The organism is Exiguobacterium sp. s64, from assembly GCF_018618035.1.
Lineage (GTDB): Bacteria > Bacillota > Bacilli > Exiguobacteriales > Exiguobacteriaceae > Exiguobacterium > Exiguobacterium mexicanum_A.
The window spans coordinates 199,826-215,270 of sequence record NZ_JACSLH010000005.1; the positions used below are offsets into that span (position 1 = coordinate 199,826).

13 protein-coding genes are annotated in these 15,445 nt (G+C 53.2%); 7 read left to right on the top strand and 6 right to left on the bottom strand.

Going from position 1 to position 15,445, the window contains the following annotated elements; all coding sequences use genetic code 11:
* Window positions 1–50: 50 nt before the first annotated feature.
* From KNP64_RS09775 to guaC, 3 genes are all read left to right on the top strand, one after another.
* A complete protein-coding gene (locus tag KNP64_RS09775) occupies window positions 51–1,235 on the top strand; it encodes an MFS transporter (RefSeq protein WP_214792880.1) in 1,185 nt (394 codons plus the stop codon).
* Between the two features lie 110 nt (window positions 1,236–1,345).
* Complete coding sequence (locus tag KNP64_RS09780; protein WP_214792877.1) at window positions 1,346–3,403, top strand: PAS domain S-box protein; 2,058 nt, start codon at window positions 1,346–1,348, stop codon at window positions 3,401–3,403.
* Window positions 3,404–3,602: 199 nt separating this feature from the next.
* Window positions 3,603–4,586, top strand: a complete 984-nt coding sequence (gene guaC / locus KNP64_RS09785) for a GMP reductase (RefSeq protein ID WP_214792873.1) — start codon at window positions 3,603–3,605, stop codon at window positions 4,584–4,586.
* A 30-nt stretch (window positions 4,587–4,616) separates the two neighbouring features.
* Here the strand turns inward: guaC and KNP64_RS09790 are convergent, their stop codons facing one another.
* From KNP64_RS09790 to KNP64_RS09805, 4 genes are read right to left on the bottom strand one after another with little or no spacing between them, the layout of a single operon-like run.
* Entirely contained in the window at window positions 4,617–5,054 is a 438-nt protein-coding gene (locus KNP64_RS09790) for a GNAT family N-acetyltransferase (protein ID WP_214792871.1), read from the bottom strand.
* Window positions 5,054–5,914 (bottom strand): MBL fold metallo-hydrolase, encoded by an 861-nt coding sequence (locus KNP64_RS09795; RefSeq protein ID WP_214792868.1) that lies wholly within the window; start codon window positions 5,912–5,914, stop codon window positions 5,054–5,056. The genes KNP64_RS09790 and KNP64_RS09795 overlap by 1 nt, the downstream gene beginning before the upstream one ends.
* Window positions 5,901–6,659 carry a P-loop NTPase family protein gene (locus tag KNP64_RS09800; protein WP_214764129.1) on the bottom strand — a complete coding sequence of 253 codons (759 nt, stop codon included), beginning with the start codon at window positions 6,657–6,659 and terminating at the stop codon, window positions 5,901–5,903. Before KNP64_RS09800 ends, KNP64_RS09795 begins: the two co-directional genes overlap by 14 nt.
* A gap of 14 nt (window positions 6,660–6,673) precedes the next feature.
* Entirely contained in the window at window positions 6,674–9,853 is a 3,180-nt protein-coding gene (locus KNP64_RS09805) for an EAL domain-containing protein (protein WP_214792865.1), read from the bottom strand.
* Window positions 9,854–10,006: 153 nt separating this feature from the next.
* Between KNP64_RS09805 and KNP64_RS09810 the strand changes: the two genes are divergently transcribed.
* Entirely contained in the window at window positions 10,007–10,318 is a 312-nt protein-coding gene (locus KNP64_RS09810; RefSeq protein WP_138860176.1) for a hypothetical protein, read from the top strand.
* A gap of 41 nt (window positions 10,319–10,359) precedes the next feature.
* Here KNP64_RS09810 and KNP64_RS09815 read toward each other — a convergent pair whose 3' ends face one another.
* Complete coding sequence (locus KNP64_RS09815; protein WP_138860177.1) at window positions 10,360–11,352, bottom strand: LLM class flavin-dependent oxidoreductase; 993 nt, start codon at window positions 11,350–11,352, stop codon at window positions 10,360–10,362.
* A gap of 273 nt (window positions 11,353–11,625) precedes the next feature.
* On the opposite strand from KNP64_RS09815, the gene KNP64_RS09820 reads away from it, so the two are divergent.
* Both KNP64_RS09820 and KNP64_RS09825 read left to right on the top strand, forming a co-directional pair.
* On the top strand, window positions 11,626–13,002 hold the full coding sequence (locus KNP64_RS09820) for a YjiH family protein (RefSeq protein ID WP_138860178.1): 1,377 nt from the start codon (window positions 11,626–11,628) through the stop codon (window positions 13,000–13,002).
* Window positions 13,003–13,074: 72 nt separating this feature from the next.
* On the top strand, window positions 13,075–13,734 hold the full coding sequence (locus KNP64_RS09825) for a C39 family peptidase (RefSeq protein WP_214792862.1): 660 nt from the start codon (window positions 13,075–13,077) through the stop codon (window positions 13,732–13,734).
* On the opposite strand, the gene KNP64_RS09830 is transcribed toward KNP64_RS09825, so the two are convergent.
* A complete protein-coding gene (locus KNP64_RS09830) occupies window positions 13,722–14,531 on the bottom strand; it encodes a hypothetical protein (protein ID WP_214792859.1) in 810 nt (269 codons plus the stop codon). The two genes, KNP64_RS09825 and KNP64_RS09830, sit on opposite strands and share 13 nt — an antisense overlap.
* Before the next feature lie 96 nt (window positions 14,532–14,627).
* Between KNP64_RS09830 and rluF the strand changes: the two genes are divergently transcribed.
* On the top strand, window positions 14,628–15,338 hold the full coding sequence (gene rluF / locus KNP64_RS09835) for a 23S rRNA pseudouridine(2604) synthase RluF (protein ID WP_214710769.1): 711 nt from the start codon (window positions 14,628–14,630) through the stop codon (window positions 15,336–15,338).
* The last annotated feature ends 107 nt before the right edge of the window (window positions 15,339–15,445 follow it).

A 15,445-nucleotide genomic window follows, 5' to 3' on the forward strand; every position in this document is an offset into this window, starting at 1 on the left:
TTATGTTTATTAACTATTTATAATCAAACGGAACAGGAGGCGGGCCGACGATGCAACTGACCGCACAAAAACTATGGACGAAAGATTTTCTCATCATCTCCCTCGTCAACTTCTTCTTGACGCTTATCTTCTTCTTACTAATGGTAACCATCGGCGTTCATGCCGTTTCCACATATGGGGCTTCGACGAGCGAGGCCGGGCTTGTCACCGGCATTTTTATTATCGGGACGCTCGTCGGGAGACTCTTCATCGGACGCTTGATCGATTCGATTGGACGGCGTAAGACGCTTCTCATCGGTCTCACCTTCTTCACGGCGACAATTTTGCTCTATTTTATCGACCTCGGCGTTGGCTTTTTACTGTTCACCCGCTTCGTTCACGGTCTCGGAATGGGACTGTCGAGTACGGCGACCGGAACAATCGTCGCCCAGGTCATCCCCGGCTCTCGAAAAGGCGAAGGCATCGGCTATTACAGCATGAGCTCGACGCTCGCCACCGCCATCGGCCCGTTCGTCGGCTTGATGATGAGTCAGTACACGAGCTTCTCGGTCATCTTCCTAACTTGTCTCGTCGTCGGACTCATCAGTCTAGGAAGTGCCTTGTTCGTGAACGTCCCTGAGGCCGACAATCCGGAAGTTGTTCGGGGCTTGTCACTGAGTGCCTTCGTCGAACCAAAGGCGTTGCCAATTGCACTCATCATTGGCGTCGCGGCCCTCAGTTACTCGAGCGTGTTGTCTTATATCAATTTCTATGCGAGTGAACTCGATCTCGTGGAAGCGGCGAGTATTTTCTTCCTTGTCTATTCTATTGCGGTCCTGATCTCGCGGCCGATCACCGGGCGCCTGATGGACACGCGAGGGGCCAACATCGTCATGTACCCGGCCATCGCCTTCTTTGCGATCGGCATGCTCGTCTTGAGCCAAGCAAACAACGCAGTCATGCTGTTACTCGCCGGGGCGCTAATCGGATTAGGATTCGGGAATATCCAATCCGGCACACAAGCGATCGCCGTCAAAGCGGCGTCCCCTCACCGGATGGGCATGGCCACGTCGACCTTCTTCATCGCCTTGGACGCGGGTCTAGGATTCGGGCCTTATTTTATTGGCTTGCTCATTCCGTTGACCGGTTTTTCAACGCTCTATCTGTTGCTTGCCGGCGTCGTCTCCTTTACGTTGTTCCTCTATTACTTGATGAACGGTCGCCACGAGCGATCCGAAATGAAACAAGCTGCCTGACAGGACTTTTTACAGTCCTGTCTTTTTTAGAATGTTCACACATTTCATCGTCACTTACGGTAATATGAGAATGACGCGCCGAAAAGTTTTTGATTGAAATGAGGGACATGATGCACGCCGACCAGACAATCCAACACTATTCCTCCGTCCTCCTCCGAACGTTCGACAAAATCTCTGATTTTGTCTTCTTCATGGAAGTGGACGGTTCAACTTATCGCTATATATTTGTAAACGAGCCGGGGAAGCAGGCGATCGGCTGGACAGATGCCGATATCGGGAAACGTGTCGAGGACATGGTCCCGCCCGAGACAGCCGCTCTCGTCACACGACATTACGAGGAGGCTGTTCGGGAACGAAAGAGTATCGTCTTCGAAGACTACCGCCTGGCCGAACCTTCTTACTCGGTCCAACCCGTCTCACATGAGATTCAACTACCGGTTCATTACTACGAATCCGAGGTGACCCCGGTCTTCGACGAGGCAGGCGTCTGCACACACGTCATCTCGGTCGTCCGGGAAGTGACGGAGCGGAAGCGTCGTGAACTCGAACTGTCGATTCTGAAAGACCAGCACGAGTCGCTCCGGCGCTACTCGCCGCATGGCATCTTCGTCCTCGATGACGCGTTTCGCGTCCAATCGATCAACCCCGCTGCCACGCAAATCACGGGTTACGGAGAAGATGATTTGTTAGGCGAGTCATTTTTAGCATGGTTGCCAGAGTCAGAACGAATGCTCGTCGACGACGGTCTCCGCTTTGCCTTGTCCGGCACCCCGCACAAATACGGGATCACGGCGCTTCAAAAGACCGGGGATCTCCTCGACTTGGCCATCTTGAATATTCCGATTGAAGTCGGAGGCCGAATCACGGGTCTGTTCGCCATCATTATTGACCATACTCCGGAGAAAAATGCCGAGCGTGCGACCCAAGAGAGCGAGCGTCGCTATCGCCAACTGATCGAGACGATTCCGGAAGGGATTATCGTTCATAAAGACGGCGTCATTCTATACGCCAACGCCCTAGCGCTAGAAACGATCGGAGAGACGAATATCGAGTGCGAATCAATCTTTAAATTTGTCGCCTCGGAATTTCATGAGACGACAAAGGCGCGCCTCCAAGCCTTACGGCAAGGTGATCCCGTTCAAGACACGGAAATCGTGCTCCTCACGCCGACAGGACGAAGACTACATATGGACATCGGCAGCCTGCTCATCGATTACGAAGGCACGACTGCCGTCATGACTTTGTTGCGCGACGTCACCGAAAAGCGTGAGATGGAGCGCGCCCTGCACCAAAGTGAGACGCAATATCGCCTCATTACGGAGAACATGAGCGACCTCGTCTGTATCCTCGAGCGTGACGGTCAAGTGCGCTACGCTTCGCCGTCCCACAAGACCGTGCTTGGATATGCGCCCGAGCTTTACGAGGGTAAAAATACGCTCGACTTCATCCATCCGAATGACGTCGAGTCCGCGAGACGACAACTCGACACGATGACAGCGTCGAGCGAATCGCTCACCCTCGAATTTCGTCACCTGCACCAGGATGGACGTTGGATTTGGCTCGAGACGAAGATTCAAGCGATTTACGACGACGTCGGCCAGCTGCTCCATTATTTGACGGTCACGCGGGAGATCATGAAACGCAAAGTATTAGAGAAACAGCTCAAACACCTGGCTTACCATGACACGTTGACCGACTTGCCGAATCGGCGCTACTTCCTCGCCTACTTGGAAGAGACATTGGTGCGATTGGATGAAGAGGACGAGTCTCTCGCCATCCTCTCGCTCGATATCGACTGTTTCAAACAGATTAACGACACACTCGGACATGACATCGGCGACGAACTGCTACGCCAATTCTCTGCTCGCCTGACCGATGTCCTGCGAAACCAAGACGTGATCGCTCGCTTTGGCGGCGACGAATTTTCGGTGCTCATCCGTTACACGGAATCCGATGCGCCGAGACGAGTGGCCGAAAAGCTTGTCACCGCGCTCCAACTTCCGTGGTTAATCGAAGGACATACGTTCGTTACAACCTCGAGCGTCGGGGTCGCCCCTTACCGACCAGGAACGTCGACGAAACAATTGCTCAAACATGCGGATTTGGCACTATATGAAGCCAAGGCCCGTGGGCGAAACCAATACGTCGTTTTTGAAGACCGCTCCTGAGCGGTCTTTTTTCACGTGAAACACAGAAGACAGTACCTAAACACGAACATTAAAGAAGATTAACCAACGATTATCAAGAATTTTTATCTTTTATCGCTATATCCCTTTGACATATGCTCTAATTTACGTTACATTACCGAATGGACGAAGTATTTATCATTCAACGAATCTAATTGTTCGTAAATAGGAGTGTGACAACATGGATAAAGTATTTGATTATGAAGATATTCAATTGATTCCCGCAAAATGTATCGTCGACAGCAGGTCTGAATGTGATGCGAGCGTGACGCTTGGGGGCTTTACGTTCCGACTTCCGGTCGTGCCTGCCAACATGCAGACGATCATCGATGAGAAAGTCGCCTTATCGCTGGCCGAGAACGGTTACTTCTACATCATGCATCGCTTCCATCCAGAGACGCGGCTCAAGTTCATCAAAGACATGCATGGACGCGGGTTGTATGCATCGATTAGCGTCGGTGTGAAAGAGGACGAATATCGTTTCGTCGAGATGCTTGCGGAAGCCGGGCATACGCCGGAGTTCATCACGATCGATATCGCGCACGGTCATTCGAACGCGGTCATCCGCATGATTCAACACATCAAACACCACCTTCCAGGCTCGTTCGTCATCGCCGGCAACGTCGGGACCCCGGAAGCAGTCCGGGAACTCGAGCATGCCGGGGCGGATGCGACGAAGGTCGGTATCGGACCGGGCAAAGTCTGTATCACGAAAATCAAGACAGGCTTCGGCACGGGCGGTTGGCAACTCGCCGCGCTCCGTTGGTGTGCCAAGGCGGCGACGAAACCGATTATCGCGGATGGGGGCATCCGGACACATGGCGACATCGCCAAATCGATTCGCTTCGGGGCATCGATGGTCATGATCGGTTCGCTGTTCGCTGGACACGACGAGTCTCCGGGTGAGACGTTCGAACAGGATGGGAAATTGCTCAAAGAATACTTCGGGTCGGCTTCTGAATTCCAAAAAGGGGAACGGAAAAACGTCGAAGGCAAGAAAGTGTTCGTTGAGCATAAAGGGGCGCTCCAAGACACGTTGACCGAGATGGAGCAAGACCTCCAGTCGGCTATCTCTTACTCGGGTGGGGACAATCTCGATGCATTGCGCACCGTCGATTACGTCATGGTGAAAAACTCAATCTTTAACGGGGATAAAGTATATTGAAAAAAGGCGACTCACACGAGTCGCCTTTTTTCAATCAGCTGTCAGTTGCTTCGTCATCATATAGTAGTCCGATCCCGGCGGATAATCATAGAGCACGCCGGCGATCTCATAGCCGAAGCGCTCATAAAACGTCTTCGCCTGAAACGAGAACGTCGTCAATTTGACGCGCGTCGCCCCGAGGTCACGCGCCAACCGCTCCCCTTCCTCGAGCAGGCGGCTCCCTAGGCCTGTTCCCGTATGTTCTGACGCGACCCAGAGTCGGTCCAAGTCGAACCAGCCCCAATAGACGCTCCCGAACAACCCTGCAATCACGTCCCCGTCCTGCTCCACTTTCAGCTGAACGACCGGGACGTCCGCGTTGCGAATCTCGCGATGGTGCACCGAGTGGGTGTCATTGAACATCCGCAATCGACTCGTCAAAAACTGTTGAAACGCTTCGTCCTCATCGTGTATCCGTATGATGTCCATCACAGTTCCTCACTCGAACCGTTTACGAAGAACGAGATCAACTCTTGCACTTCTTCGTCGACGGCCCGACCTGTCAAACGTTCGTACTGAGCGGTTATCGCTTCTTTATTTCCTGGGAAATCGAGGGTAATTCGGGCCAAATGGCGCAAGACGTCTCGGTCTTTCTCATATTCGGGACGGGTCACCACTTGACCGTGCGACCAGACGCATGCCTCGGCCTCGAACTGGTCGAGTACATCCAAGAGGCGTAATGTCCGTACCGGCGTCATCCGCCAAGTCGGCGCGTACAAGTTCGCATAGAGCGCATCCCCTAAAAACAACACCTTTTCCTCTGGCACATAAGCCACGACTGCATCGGCAGCGTGATCTCCACCAACGTGCTTCAGAATGACGTGTACCCCGCCGAGGTCGAGGGTGAGCGTATCATCGAACGTCAGCGTCGGTAAGACGACGCGCATCGATCGCTCTTCTCCATATTCGAGTTGGATCGCCTCCGCGCAAAACGCGATTTCACGTCCGTCCTCGACCCGTTCGGCCAACGCCTCATCGTCCCACGCATAGGGCAGCAACCGTTCCATCCCGGCTTTTGTCGCCGTGCTTGCGATGGAGACGGTGTCAGTCAGCGCCGACAATCCAAAGATATGATCCCAATGCCAATGCGTCAACGTGACGATTGACGGTCGTTTGATGCCCCGCTCGGTCAAGGCGTCTAGAAATAAATTCGTGTGCGCCTCAGAGTTCCCCGCATCAATCATGAGCGTATGGGTATCTCCGACGACAGCCCCTAAAATGGGACGGTCGGTCTCCGCGACTGGGTCCATATACCAAAACCGTTCCGAATGCCGCTTAAGTGTCTGCATGATTGACCTCCTCTTTGCTCCGTAACACGTCGAGCGCTTCGAGTGCCCCTCGCTCGTCATTGACGAGGCGAATCGTCCGGACCGGCAAACGCTCTAACAAGCTCAATTCACGCCGTTGCCGGTCTTTCAACAGTTGAATCGTCCCTTCGAGCCCGCCCAATCCGTTTGCCTGAGCGTAAGCGCGAGTCGTGTAATACTCGACGAAACCACGTTGCCACTCTGTCGGCCGTTCCGCATAGACATCGCGAAACACGGTCGGAACGTCGACCGTCTCTAAATAGACGACGGTCGGGTCGAGCGGGGCCAGTAAATCTGCCACCGTCTCGATATAGGCTTCAATCTGCTCGTTCGGGACGTCTTGGGCCACCATACCGATCGTGAACGGATTTTGCAGGAAGGCACATTCGAATACGTACGTACCGTCCTCTCCTTTGACCCGCTCCACGAAACGACGCCAACGGCCGATCATCAGTTCAACATGTATATCGAACGGCAGCTCATAGACGTCGACTCCAGAACGACGTTCGTTCGGACGGTATCGTATGAATCGACCTGTCCCATCTTGATCGATGACCTCGCCTTCCGTCATACCGTCTGCTTCGACCCAATAGACGTCATGAACATCGACCGGATGTGACGCATCGATTTCCGAATAAAACGTATAGCCCGCTGTCGCAGCGATTGTTTCCGCAAACGTCGTCTTCCCGCTCCCTGGTAATCCTTCAATCAGCCATAATTTGCTCATATGATACCTCCGTATCAATTTTCTTGATGGGAGTCGTACACGTAATACCCATCCCCACCGCAATTTTTAGCGACGTACATCGCCGCATCCGAGTGATGAATCATCGCATCGAGCGAAGCGTGGTCTTTCGAACAAGCGACGCCTATGCTGGCCGACAACCGCAAGGACAAGCCATCTCCGACGTTCATTTCCTGGGAAATGAGAAGATTCAACTCCTCAAATCGGTCTGCTCCAACTATTTCTCGTTCCGCATCGATGACGATTAAAAACTCGTCGCCTGCGAAGCGATACGCCTTCCCGTCATACGTTTGACTGAACGTGCGAATCCGTCGTGCCGTCTCGATGAGCACTTCGTCCCCAATCAGATGACCGTAGGAATCGTTTACTTGTTTAAAATCATCCAAATCGATGAACAACAGCACGACCGACTGCTTCCGATTCATCTTTTGTCTCATGTCGGTCATGAACGAGTGCCGGTTCGCCAGTTTCGTCAAACTGTCTTGGGTGATGAGTTCGATGACTTCCTGATGCTTACGTTCGCGCCGAATCTCGTTCTCCATCCACCGGGTCACGAGCAATATCGTATCCGTCATCTCGTTGATCGTCGCTGCGTCGACGACGTCGTTCAAGCTGCCCTGTTCGGCCAAGAACACGACCCAACCGAACGTCTTGCCATCATTGGACAACGGCAGACTGATCATCGAGCTAAACTCGATTCCATCGATCACAAGTTCGGCACGACCTAATTTTTGGTGCCCGATTGTCGTCAAAGCATGAAGTTGTTGCAGCGCATCACTCGTCCAGTCGAGCTTGCCTTCCCCGTCCTCAGATAAGACGCGATGTTTCGACTCCGTCGAGAAGACGACGGCATGGGAATAGCCGATCCAGCCGCGGAGCACCGTCTGAATCCGTTTTAGTTTATTGCCGAACGGTTCAAGTGCCGTCACCTCATACAGCGACTCGAGCGTCTGTTGACGTTGGGCCTGGGCCCGTGTCTGTTCCGTCAATTCGATTTCAGCCATGACCCAACGCGCGAAATCTTCAAGCGACTGCAACGCTGCCTCGTCAAACGTGCGAGCTCGTTCGTCCGTCACACAAAGCGTGCCGATGACATGTCCGCTTCGCGTCGTAAGCGGTACACCGGCGTAAAAGCCGAGGTTTTTGAGCAACGGATTGTTTGTCCCGGCCTCAGACGTCTGCACATCCTCGATGACAACCGACGATTGGCCAGTCACGACGCGGTCGCATAATGTCCATTCCCGATCCACGTGTGGGCTCTCAAGCACCGGACCCGCACAGGACTTGAACCATTGTTGGTCTGTCGTCAAAAACGAGATGAGCGCGACCGGCATGTTCAGCGTGCGCGCGACAAGTCGCGTAATCCGATCATAGCGCTCCTCTCGCGGAGTGTTTAAAATCTCAAGGCGCAGAATCGTCTTCAAACGCTCGGCTTCTTGCTCATCAAGTACCGTCGACGGAGAAGTCGTGGCCAACTCGAGTTGCCGCAGCGCCGCATGTTGATAGACGAGCGCATCGAGCGCCTGTTGGAGATCATTTAGCGGGAGTGGACGACTGAAGAAATACCCCTGAATCTCATCACAACCGAGCTGTTCCATCACCCGGTACTGCGCTTCCGTCTCGACCCCCTCGACCGTGACCTCTAAATTCAATTTTTTAGCGAGTGAGACAATCAATTTGACGATTTCATATTCTTTCAGGCCGTTGTCTTTATCTAATTGACTGATGAATGAGCGGTCGATTTTAATGCCGTCAATCTCAAACATCTTCAAGTAATTGAGGGAAGAGTAGCTGACGCCGAAGTCGTCAATCAACACGCGAAAGCCTTTCGTTTTCAAATAGTCGACCGTCTGAATGCCAAGGAGCGGTTCTTGCATAAGCGTATGTTCCGTGATCTCAAACTCGAACTGTTCTGGTCTCAACCCGTATGTCGCGAGCACCTGTAATAACTGTTTGATATAGTCTTGCCGAAACAACACCGGGGATACATTGACCGCGACACGTCGCCCTGCAAACAGGTCCGGTTGCTCGATCATGTCACGACAGACACGGTCGAAAACGAACCCGGTAATGTCTTCAATCAAGAGCGACGTTTCGGCAATCTTAATAAACGTTTCCGGTGAGACGTTACCGAGCGCCGCACTATGCCACCGCACGAGCGCCTCAAAATGAACCATCCCGTCCTGACAGCCAACTTTCGGTTGATAGACGACGCTCAGTTCATCTGCTTTCAGTCCCTTGATGAGTTCCATCTCAATCGTCATCTCATCGATATAATGTTGGACGTAATCGTCCTTTTCGTACACTTTGATGATTTGCTTGCCCGCTTGTCTCGCTTCGAGGAGCGCCGTTGACGCATTCATGATGACCCGGTCGGCGTCCTCGCTCCCCGCGCTGATTCCGAGACAACCGGATAAAGCGAACTCGGTCTCGGCCACTTGGTACGTGTACGCTGCGATGGCCGCTAGCAATCGCTCCCCATGTATCGTCGCCGTCTCGATTGAGGTGTAAGGCAACACGGCGATAAAATCTTCTCCGTCCACGCGCCCGATAATCGAGCCTTTCGGTAACAAGTCCGATAAATGGCGCGTCATCTCTTTAATCAGGCGATGAGATTGTTCCACGCCTTGCAAGGACAAGATGATTTTAAACCGGTTGATGTGCAACCGCATGACGCTCGTCACTTCCGCTCCTTCTCGTTGCGTGAACAGCTTCTCGAGCTCGAGCTTCACTTTCATCAAGTTCGGCATCCCGGTCAAATAATCGATGTTCTCGATGCTGCTCAATAGCTTCATCTCTGCCTCTTCCGATAAATCGGTCGTCAGCCCTAACACATAACGCACGTTACCCGCATCATCTTCGAGCGGCATGAGGACCGATGATGCGAAGCGGGCCGTATTGGCCTCGATGTTCATCTGCGACATGAAATAGACCGGTGCCTTCGTCGCGACGACTTCGTCATAATGCCCGATTAACTCGTTGGCGACATCGACCGCATACATATCATGTAAATACAAGCCACTCACATCGTCCGGGAGCGAGGACGCCAGTTTCCCCTGTTCACTGACGCGTGCGTACCGATATCCCTCAGGCGTCACTTCCATCAAAAACACCATCCGGTATAATTGAACGAATACGTCAAACAAATAGTGCGGATCGATCTTCATCTGCTGCATACTGTACCTCCAGGCAATCTCCGTTTCTTCTAGTTTAGTGGTTTTAGCCGGTCTTGTTCACGAAACCGTTTAAAAAAAGGGGAAGACATTTTTAACGAGCGGTCAATAATCGGGTATAGATAAATAAACGTCACAAAAGCGAGGTGAACCATCATGCTCAGTCGAAACGTCACCCCACAGACACGGCCTGGAAAATGGTCGGTCCTCTTGTTGCTTGCGGTGTTCTTGCTCTTACTCCTGTCTGCCCTCATCGTCCAATCCGCTCAACCGTTCAACGTCGACACGTTATTCGACAACACGTGGGCGACCGTCGTCTCGATGTTGGCCATCGCCGCCGCAGTCGGTGCGTTCGTCGTGGGGGTGTATACAATCTTATGCAATCACGAACGTTCGGTCGCCGTCTTTTTTACCGTCTCGCTCGGTGGGCTTGTCGCTTTGTTCGTGCTCATGCAACTGTTCCTCTAACTGACAAACGCACCTTTCCATTAGGAATAGGTGCGTTTTCGTCAGAGAAGTTCTTTGGCGAGCAACCGATAGACGTTCAAGCGGCTCTCTTGTGTATGCTGGATACTGCAAATCATCGCCTCGTCAAATCCATAATGGGCCGATTCTTCCTGCAGTTGCGTCGCAATCTGCTTCGGTGTCCCGACGAGGTGGATTTTCCGGTTGTTGGCGATGTGAATCTGATCGATCTCGGTGAGCGGATAGTCGTGGGCCGCCTCCGGGCTCATCAATTGACGGAGCTGGCCTTTCATCAAGAACAGGCGTGATAAGTCTGACGGGCGCGCCAAGTATTCAGCTTCTTCTTCCGTCTCTGCCGTCGTCACGAGATACGTGACACTGATGTCCGGCTTCTCCATGAATGCGGACGGGGTGAAGTGCTGACGATACGCGTCGAGCGCAGCGACACTCAGTTCCCCGTTAAAGAATTGGGCGAACGAGTAGCCGAGCCCCATCCGTCCTGCTTGGATGGCGCTGTTCCCGCTCGACCCCAGGAGCCACGCCTCAGGCAGCGTCACACCAGTCGGAGCGGCCGGCGTATTTTTATACCACCGTTCCTCTGGCGTCTCATCATTGATGAGTTGGAGTGTCGTCCCGAGCTTTTCATACAGGCCGTCCATCATCGGTTTTTGGCCTTGTGACATCGCGTAGATGGCGTTGGCGTCCCCGCCCGGTGCCCGGCCGACCCCGAAATCGATGCGTCCCGGCGCGAGCGCACTGAGCGTCTTGAACACCTCGGCCATTTTAAGCGGAGAATAGTGCATCATCATGATTCCACCTGACCCGAGACGAATCCGTTCTGTTTTCGCCGCAATGTAAGCCGCGACGACTTCCGGGGCCGAGCTGGCGAACGACATTCCGCCGTGGTGTTCGGCCATCCACATTCGGTAATAGCCGAGTTCTTCTGCCAATTGGGCCAGTTCGACCGCACTTTGTAACGCATGTTCTGACGTATGTCCGGATGTCACCGGCGCTTGATCCAATACACTTAATCTCATCTGTATCGCTCCGTTCCTAAAGTATATATGGTGAATATCTCGAATTTGTAAGACTTGCCGTCATCATACTAAAGTGAGCCGGAGAATACGAATAGTTCGCTCTTGATAACGCTTTCTTTTTTTCAGAAAATTACAACTAGTTGTTGCCTGCTCGACGTTCCCTTCTCTATAATGAACGAGAAGAAGCTATTCCTTCATAGCAATTCACGCAACGCACGATGGGGACGTGCCAGTGAAACGCAAACTATACGTTTGGGGAAAAGGGGTAATTGAATGAATCACACACCAAACCGGTCCGGTCATGATGGACCCACATTCACATCAGCAGATTACATGAAATTCATCATTCCATCGTTAATCGGGATTCTGTTCTTCATCGTCCCAATCCCGTCTGGTGACGGGTTCACCATTCCGGTCGCCTATTTATCGAACTGGTTGATCGATTTGATTGGCGACTTCGTACCGACGATCGCCGTCATCATGATGGGCATCTCGGTCGTCGGTTCACTGATCACGTATGCGGTCAAACCGGCATTCATTCTAGAGCGCCCACACATGAACACGTTGTTCAACGTCACACCGTTCTGGTTCGTCATGCGCGTCATCGGGTTCATCGCCGGCGTCATGACGCTACTCGTCATCGGTCCCGAGGCGATCACGTCCGAGTTCACGGGCGGACTGTTGTTATATGATCTAATCCCGATTTTGTTCGCGACGTTCTTGTTCGCCGGGATGTTATTGCCGCTCTTGTTGAACTTCGGATTGCTCGAATTCGTCGGGACGATGCTCATCAAAGTGATGCGCCCGCTGTTCCGTCTCCCGGGCCGGGCCTCGCTCGATGCGCTCGCATCTTGGGTCGGAGACGCCACAATCGGGATTTTATTGACGACGAGACAATATGAAGAAGGCTACTATACGAAACGAGAAGCCTCGATTATCGCCACGACGTTCTCTGTCGTCTCAATCACGTTCACGATCGTCATCTTGTCGTACATGAAGCTCGACGCCTATTTCCCACATTATTATGGCACGATCATCCTATCCGGCATCGTCGCCGCGCTCATCATGCCACGCATCTATCCGTTGTCACGTAAGCCCGACACGGCTTATGAGAAGACCGAATTGAAACCGGAAGAACCGGTGCCGGCGAACGTCCCGATGCGCATCTGGGCACTGCGTCAAGCGCTGCTCAAATCAAAATCGAGTAAAGGCGCCGGCGCCACGTTCAAAGACGGGTTCCAAAACGTGCTCGACATGTGGCTCGGCATTTTGCCGGTCGTCATGGCCGTCGGAACGATTGCGCTCGTCATCGCCGAGCACACGTCATTGTTCACGATTCTCGGCAAACCGTTCGAACCGATTCTCATGCTGTTGCAAGTGCCAGAAGCAGAGGCCGCGGCCCAAACGATGGTCGTCGGGTTCGCCGATATGTTCTTACCAGCCGTGCTCGGCAGCGGCATCGAGAGCGAGTTGACGCGATTCGTCATCGCCTGTGTGTCCGTCACCCAGCTCATCTTCATGTCTGAGGTCGGTGGACTATTGCTCGGCTCAAAATTGCCGATCTCGTTCTTCGATCTCGTCCTCATCTTCTTGTTGCGGACCATCATCACGTTACCGATTATCGTCGGGGTCGCCCATCTCATCTTTTAACGACGACACGCCCGTTCTCTCATTCCAGAGGACGGGCGTTGTTTGTATAATAAAGAAAAAGGGAGGTGCGTCATGGACGAACATTACGCCGGACAGCTCGAAGTGGCAAAGAAAGGCTACGCTGGAATCATTGACCCCGAGGCATACGTGAACGACCGCTATCACGGGCATTGGACGGTCAAGAGCGAGAAGCGCATCAGCGGTGTCTCGGTGTTGCTTCAAAAAGCGTTCAACGGGGGCAAGAACAATTGTACGCTCACCTCGATGACGGCCATTTTCCGCTATTACCATGACCTTGGCTATACGCGAATCCCGGAGGACGTGATCGAGATTCAACGAGACGCGCGTAAAATTGCGCTCGCCCATCAGTTCAAAGATGAGAAAGGGACGCCCCCGACCCGGATCGCCGCTATTGTCACGAAGCTATGGGCGCACTATGGATATGAGGGACGAGGTAGCTCTCGGTATTTATGGAAATGGTCGACGTTCGAGCGCGAACTCGTCGCCGACCGGCCGTTCATCTTGAATATGGCGAACGGGTTTTATAAAAATCACTCCGTCACCGGAATCGGCTACATCATCTTCCGCAAATCCGGCTTTCCCGACGTCATCTTGCTCGAGGTGCTCGACAACCGCTCCCGTGACATTCGCTACATCGATTTCAACGAGTTCAACTTTTGGGGCAGCATCACACGCGTGTATCCGCCAAAACTTGACGTTCAGCCGAAGTAACGACGAGCGCTCGCCTCGATGGCTTGTCCGATTCGAATCAGATGCTCTCGTTTCGCATACGAGCCGTGGTGGAGCCCGAACGCGTCTCGACCGTTTCCGAGACCGACGAACACTTCGGACGGTTTGACATGCAATCCGACCATCGGGATAAAGTGTTGCGTGTAATAGCCGAGCTCGAACCGGACACCCGGATACGCCTCAATCTGTTCGCACTGGGTAAAGCCATCGAATGCCGCACAGTTATCACTGCCCAGGACAATCAACCGGGACGGAGCCACATAACGGATTGTCCGTTCGAGCAAATCGAGTGACGCCGGGTGCTCCATCCACTGTCGTCCTGTCCGCAATTGTCCCATTTGACGCGACGTCGCATATTTGAAGAAGTCGACATGGAGCGCGGACCCGTCGTAAAATGAGCGGCCCATGCCTTCAAGCAGGGCCTCGAGCTTCGCCCCGCCCGGTTTACCGAACCAGCTCGTCGTCGCTCTTCCCGCCTCAAAGTAGGCCGCAGCGTAATCAAGCGTCGCTTCGAGCGCATTGTCATCTTGCAGGTAGGCTTCGAGCGGTTGATCACGCCAATAGAACTTTTGTGACGCTCCTCTACGAACGGCGCCGTCCCGTTCGAAAAACTCGCCGCGCGACGGGTTCGTCCCTACGGTGAGAAACTGTCCCTCTGTCGGCCGCCCATACCATAAGACCGGCGAGGCCCCATCAATCAGCTCCTCCTGAAACGACGACGTCATGAGCGCTTGTTGAAATCGAATCGCGTCTTGCAAGAGCACACGTGCCTGATTCATCGTGCCACATCCTCTCTACTCGGTCGTTTCCCGCTTTTAGGCACATGTAAAATACGTTATAGTGAGAGGACGAAGCCAAACAAAGGACGTGGATCTATGCGTATCAATAAATTCATCAGTGAATCCGGCAAGGCGTCCCGCCGCCAAGCCGACCGTCTCGTCGAAGAAGGACGGGTTACCATCAACGGGAAAAAAGCAAAAATCGGGGACCAAGTGAACCCGGGAGACGAAGTACTCGTCAACGGTTCGGCCGCCCGTGTCGCACGAAACAACGTTTATATCGCCGTCCATAAACCGGTCGGCATCACGAGCACGACCGAGAAGAAAGTCAAAGGCAACTTGGTCGACCTCGTCAACCACCCGCTCCGCATCTTCAATATCGGCCGTCTCGATAAAGACTCGGAAGGGCTCATCTTGATGACGAACGACGGCGATATCGTCAACGAGATTCTTCGCGCCGAGGGTGAGCACGAGAAAGAATACATCGTCTCGGTCGATAAGCCGATCACCCCGGAGTTCGTCGAACAGATGGAAGCCGGCGTCAGAATCCTCGGCCAAAAGACGTTGCCGTGTAAAGTCCATCAACTGTCGAAGTTCGATTTCAACATCACGCTGACGCAAGGGCTCAACCGCCAAATCCGTCGCATGTGTGAAGCGCTCGGTTACGAGGTGTACCGCCTTCAGCGCGTACGTGTCATGAACATCACGCTCGGCAAGCTCCCGCCCGGACAATGGCGCGACCTGTCGAAAAAAGAACGCGAGCAGTTGTTCCGTGAATTGAATTACGAACCGAAAGAATGGTATTAAAACAAGCCCAGACGCTTTTGAACTGCTCCCCGTCAAGTAGACAGTGTAAATAATGAAAACCAACCTAGGCGGCTTGAGACCTGTATTCGACAGGACTCAGGCCGTTT

Bases quoted from the DNA above. Each gene is read 5' to 3' on its own strand.
- KNP64_RS09775 (WP_214792880.1), top strand. From the start codon at position 51: ATGCAACTGACCGCACAAAAACTATGGACGAAAGATTTTCTCATCATC.
- KNP64_RS09780 (WP_214792877.1), top strand. From the start codon at position 1,346: ATGCACGCCGACCAGACAATCCAACACTATTCCTCCGTCCTCCTCCGA.
- guaC (WP_214792873.1), top strand. From the start codon at position 3,603: ATGGATAAAGTATTTGATTATGAAGATATTCAATTGATTCCCGCAAAA.
- KNP64_RS09790 (WP_214792871.1), bottom strand. From the start codon at position 5,054: ATGGACATCATACGGATACACGATGAGGACGAAGCGTTTCAACAGTTT.
- KNP64_RS09795 (WP_214792868.1), bottom strand. From the start codon at position 5,914: ATGCAGACACTTAAGCGGCATTCGGAACGGTTTTGGTATATGGACCCA.
- KNP64_RS09800 (WP_214764129.1), bottom strand. From the start codon at position 6,659: ATGAGCAAATTATGGCTGATTGAAGGATTACCAGGGAGCGGGAAGACG.
- KNP64_RS09805 (WP_214792865.1), bottom strand. From the start codon at position 9,853: ATGCAGCAGATGAAGATCGATCCGCACTATTTGTTTGACGTATTCGTT.
- KNP64_RS09810 (WP_138860176.1), top strand. From the start codon at position 10,007: ATGCTCAGTCGAAACGTCACCCCACAGACACGGCCTGGAAAATGGTCG.
- KNP64_RS09815 (WP_138860177.1), bottom strand. From the start codon at position 11,352: ATGAGATTAAGTGTATTGGATCAAGCGCCGGTGACATCCGGACATACG.
- KNP64_RS09820 (WP_138860178.1), top strand. From the start codon at position 11,626: ATGAATCACACACCAAACCGGTCCGGTCATGATGGACCCACATTCACA.
- KNP64_RS09825 (WP_214792862.1), top strand. From the start codon at position 13,075: ATGGACGAACATTACGCCGGACAGCTCGAAGTGGCAAAGAAAGGCTAC.
- KNP64_RS09830 (WP_214792859.1), bottom strand. From the start codon at position 14,531: ATGAATCAGGCACGTGTGCTCTTGCAAGACGCGATTCGATTTCAACAA.
- rluF (WP_214710769.1), top strand. From the start codon at position 14,628: ATGCGTATCAATAAATTCATCAGTGAATCCGGCAAGGCGTCCCGCCGC.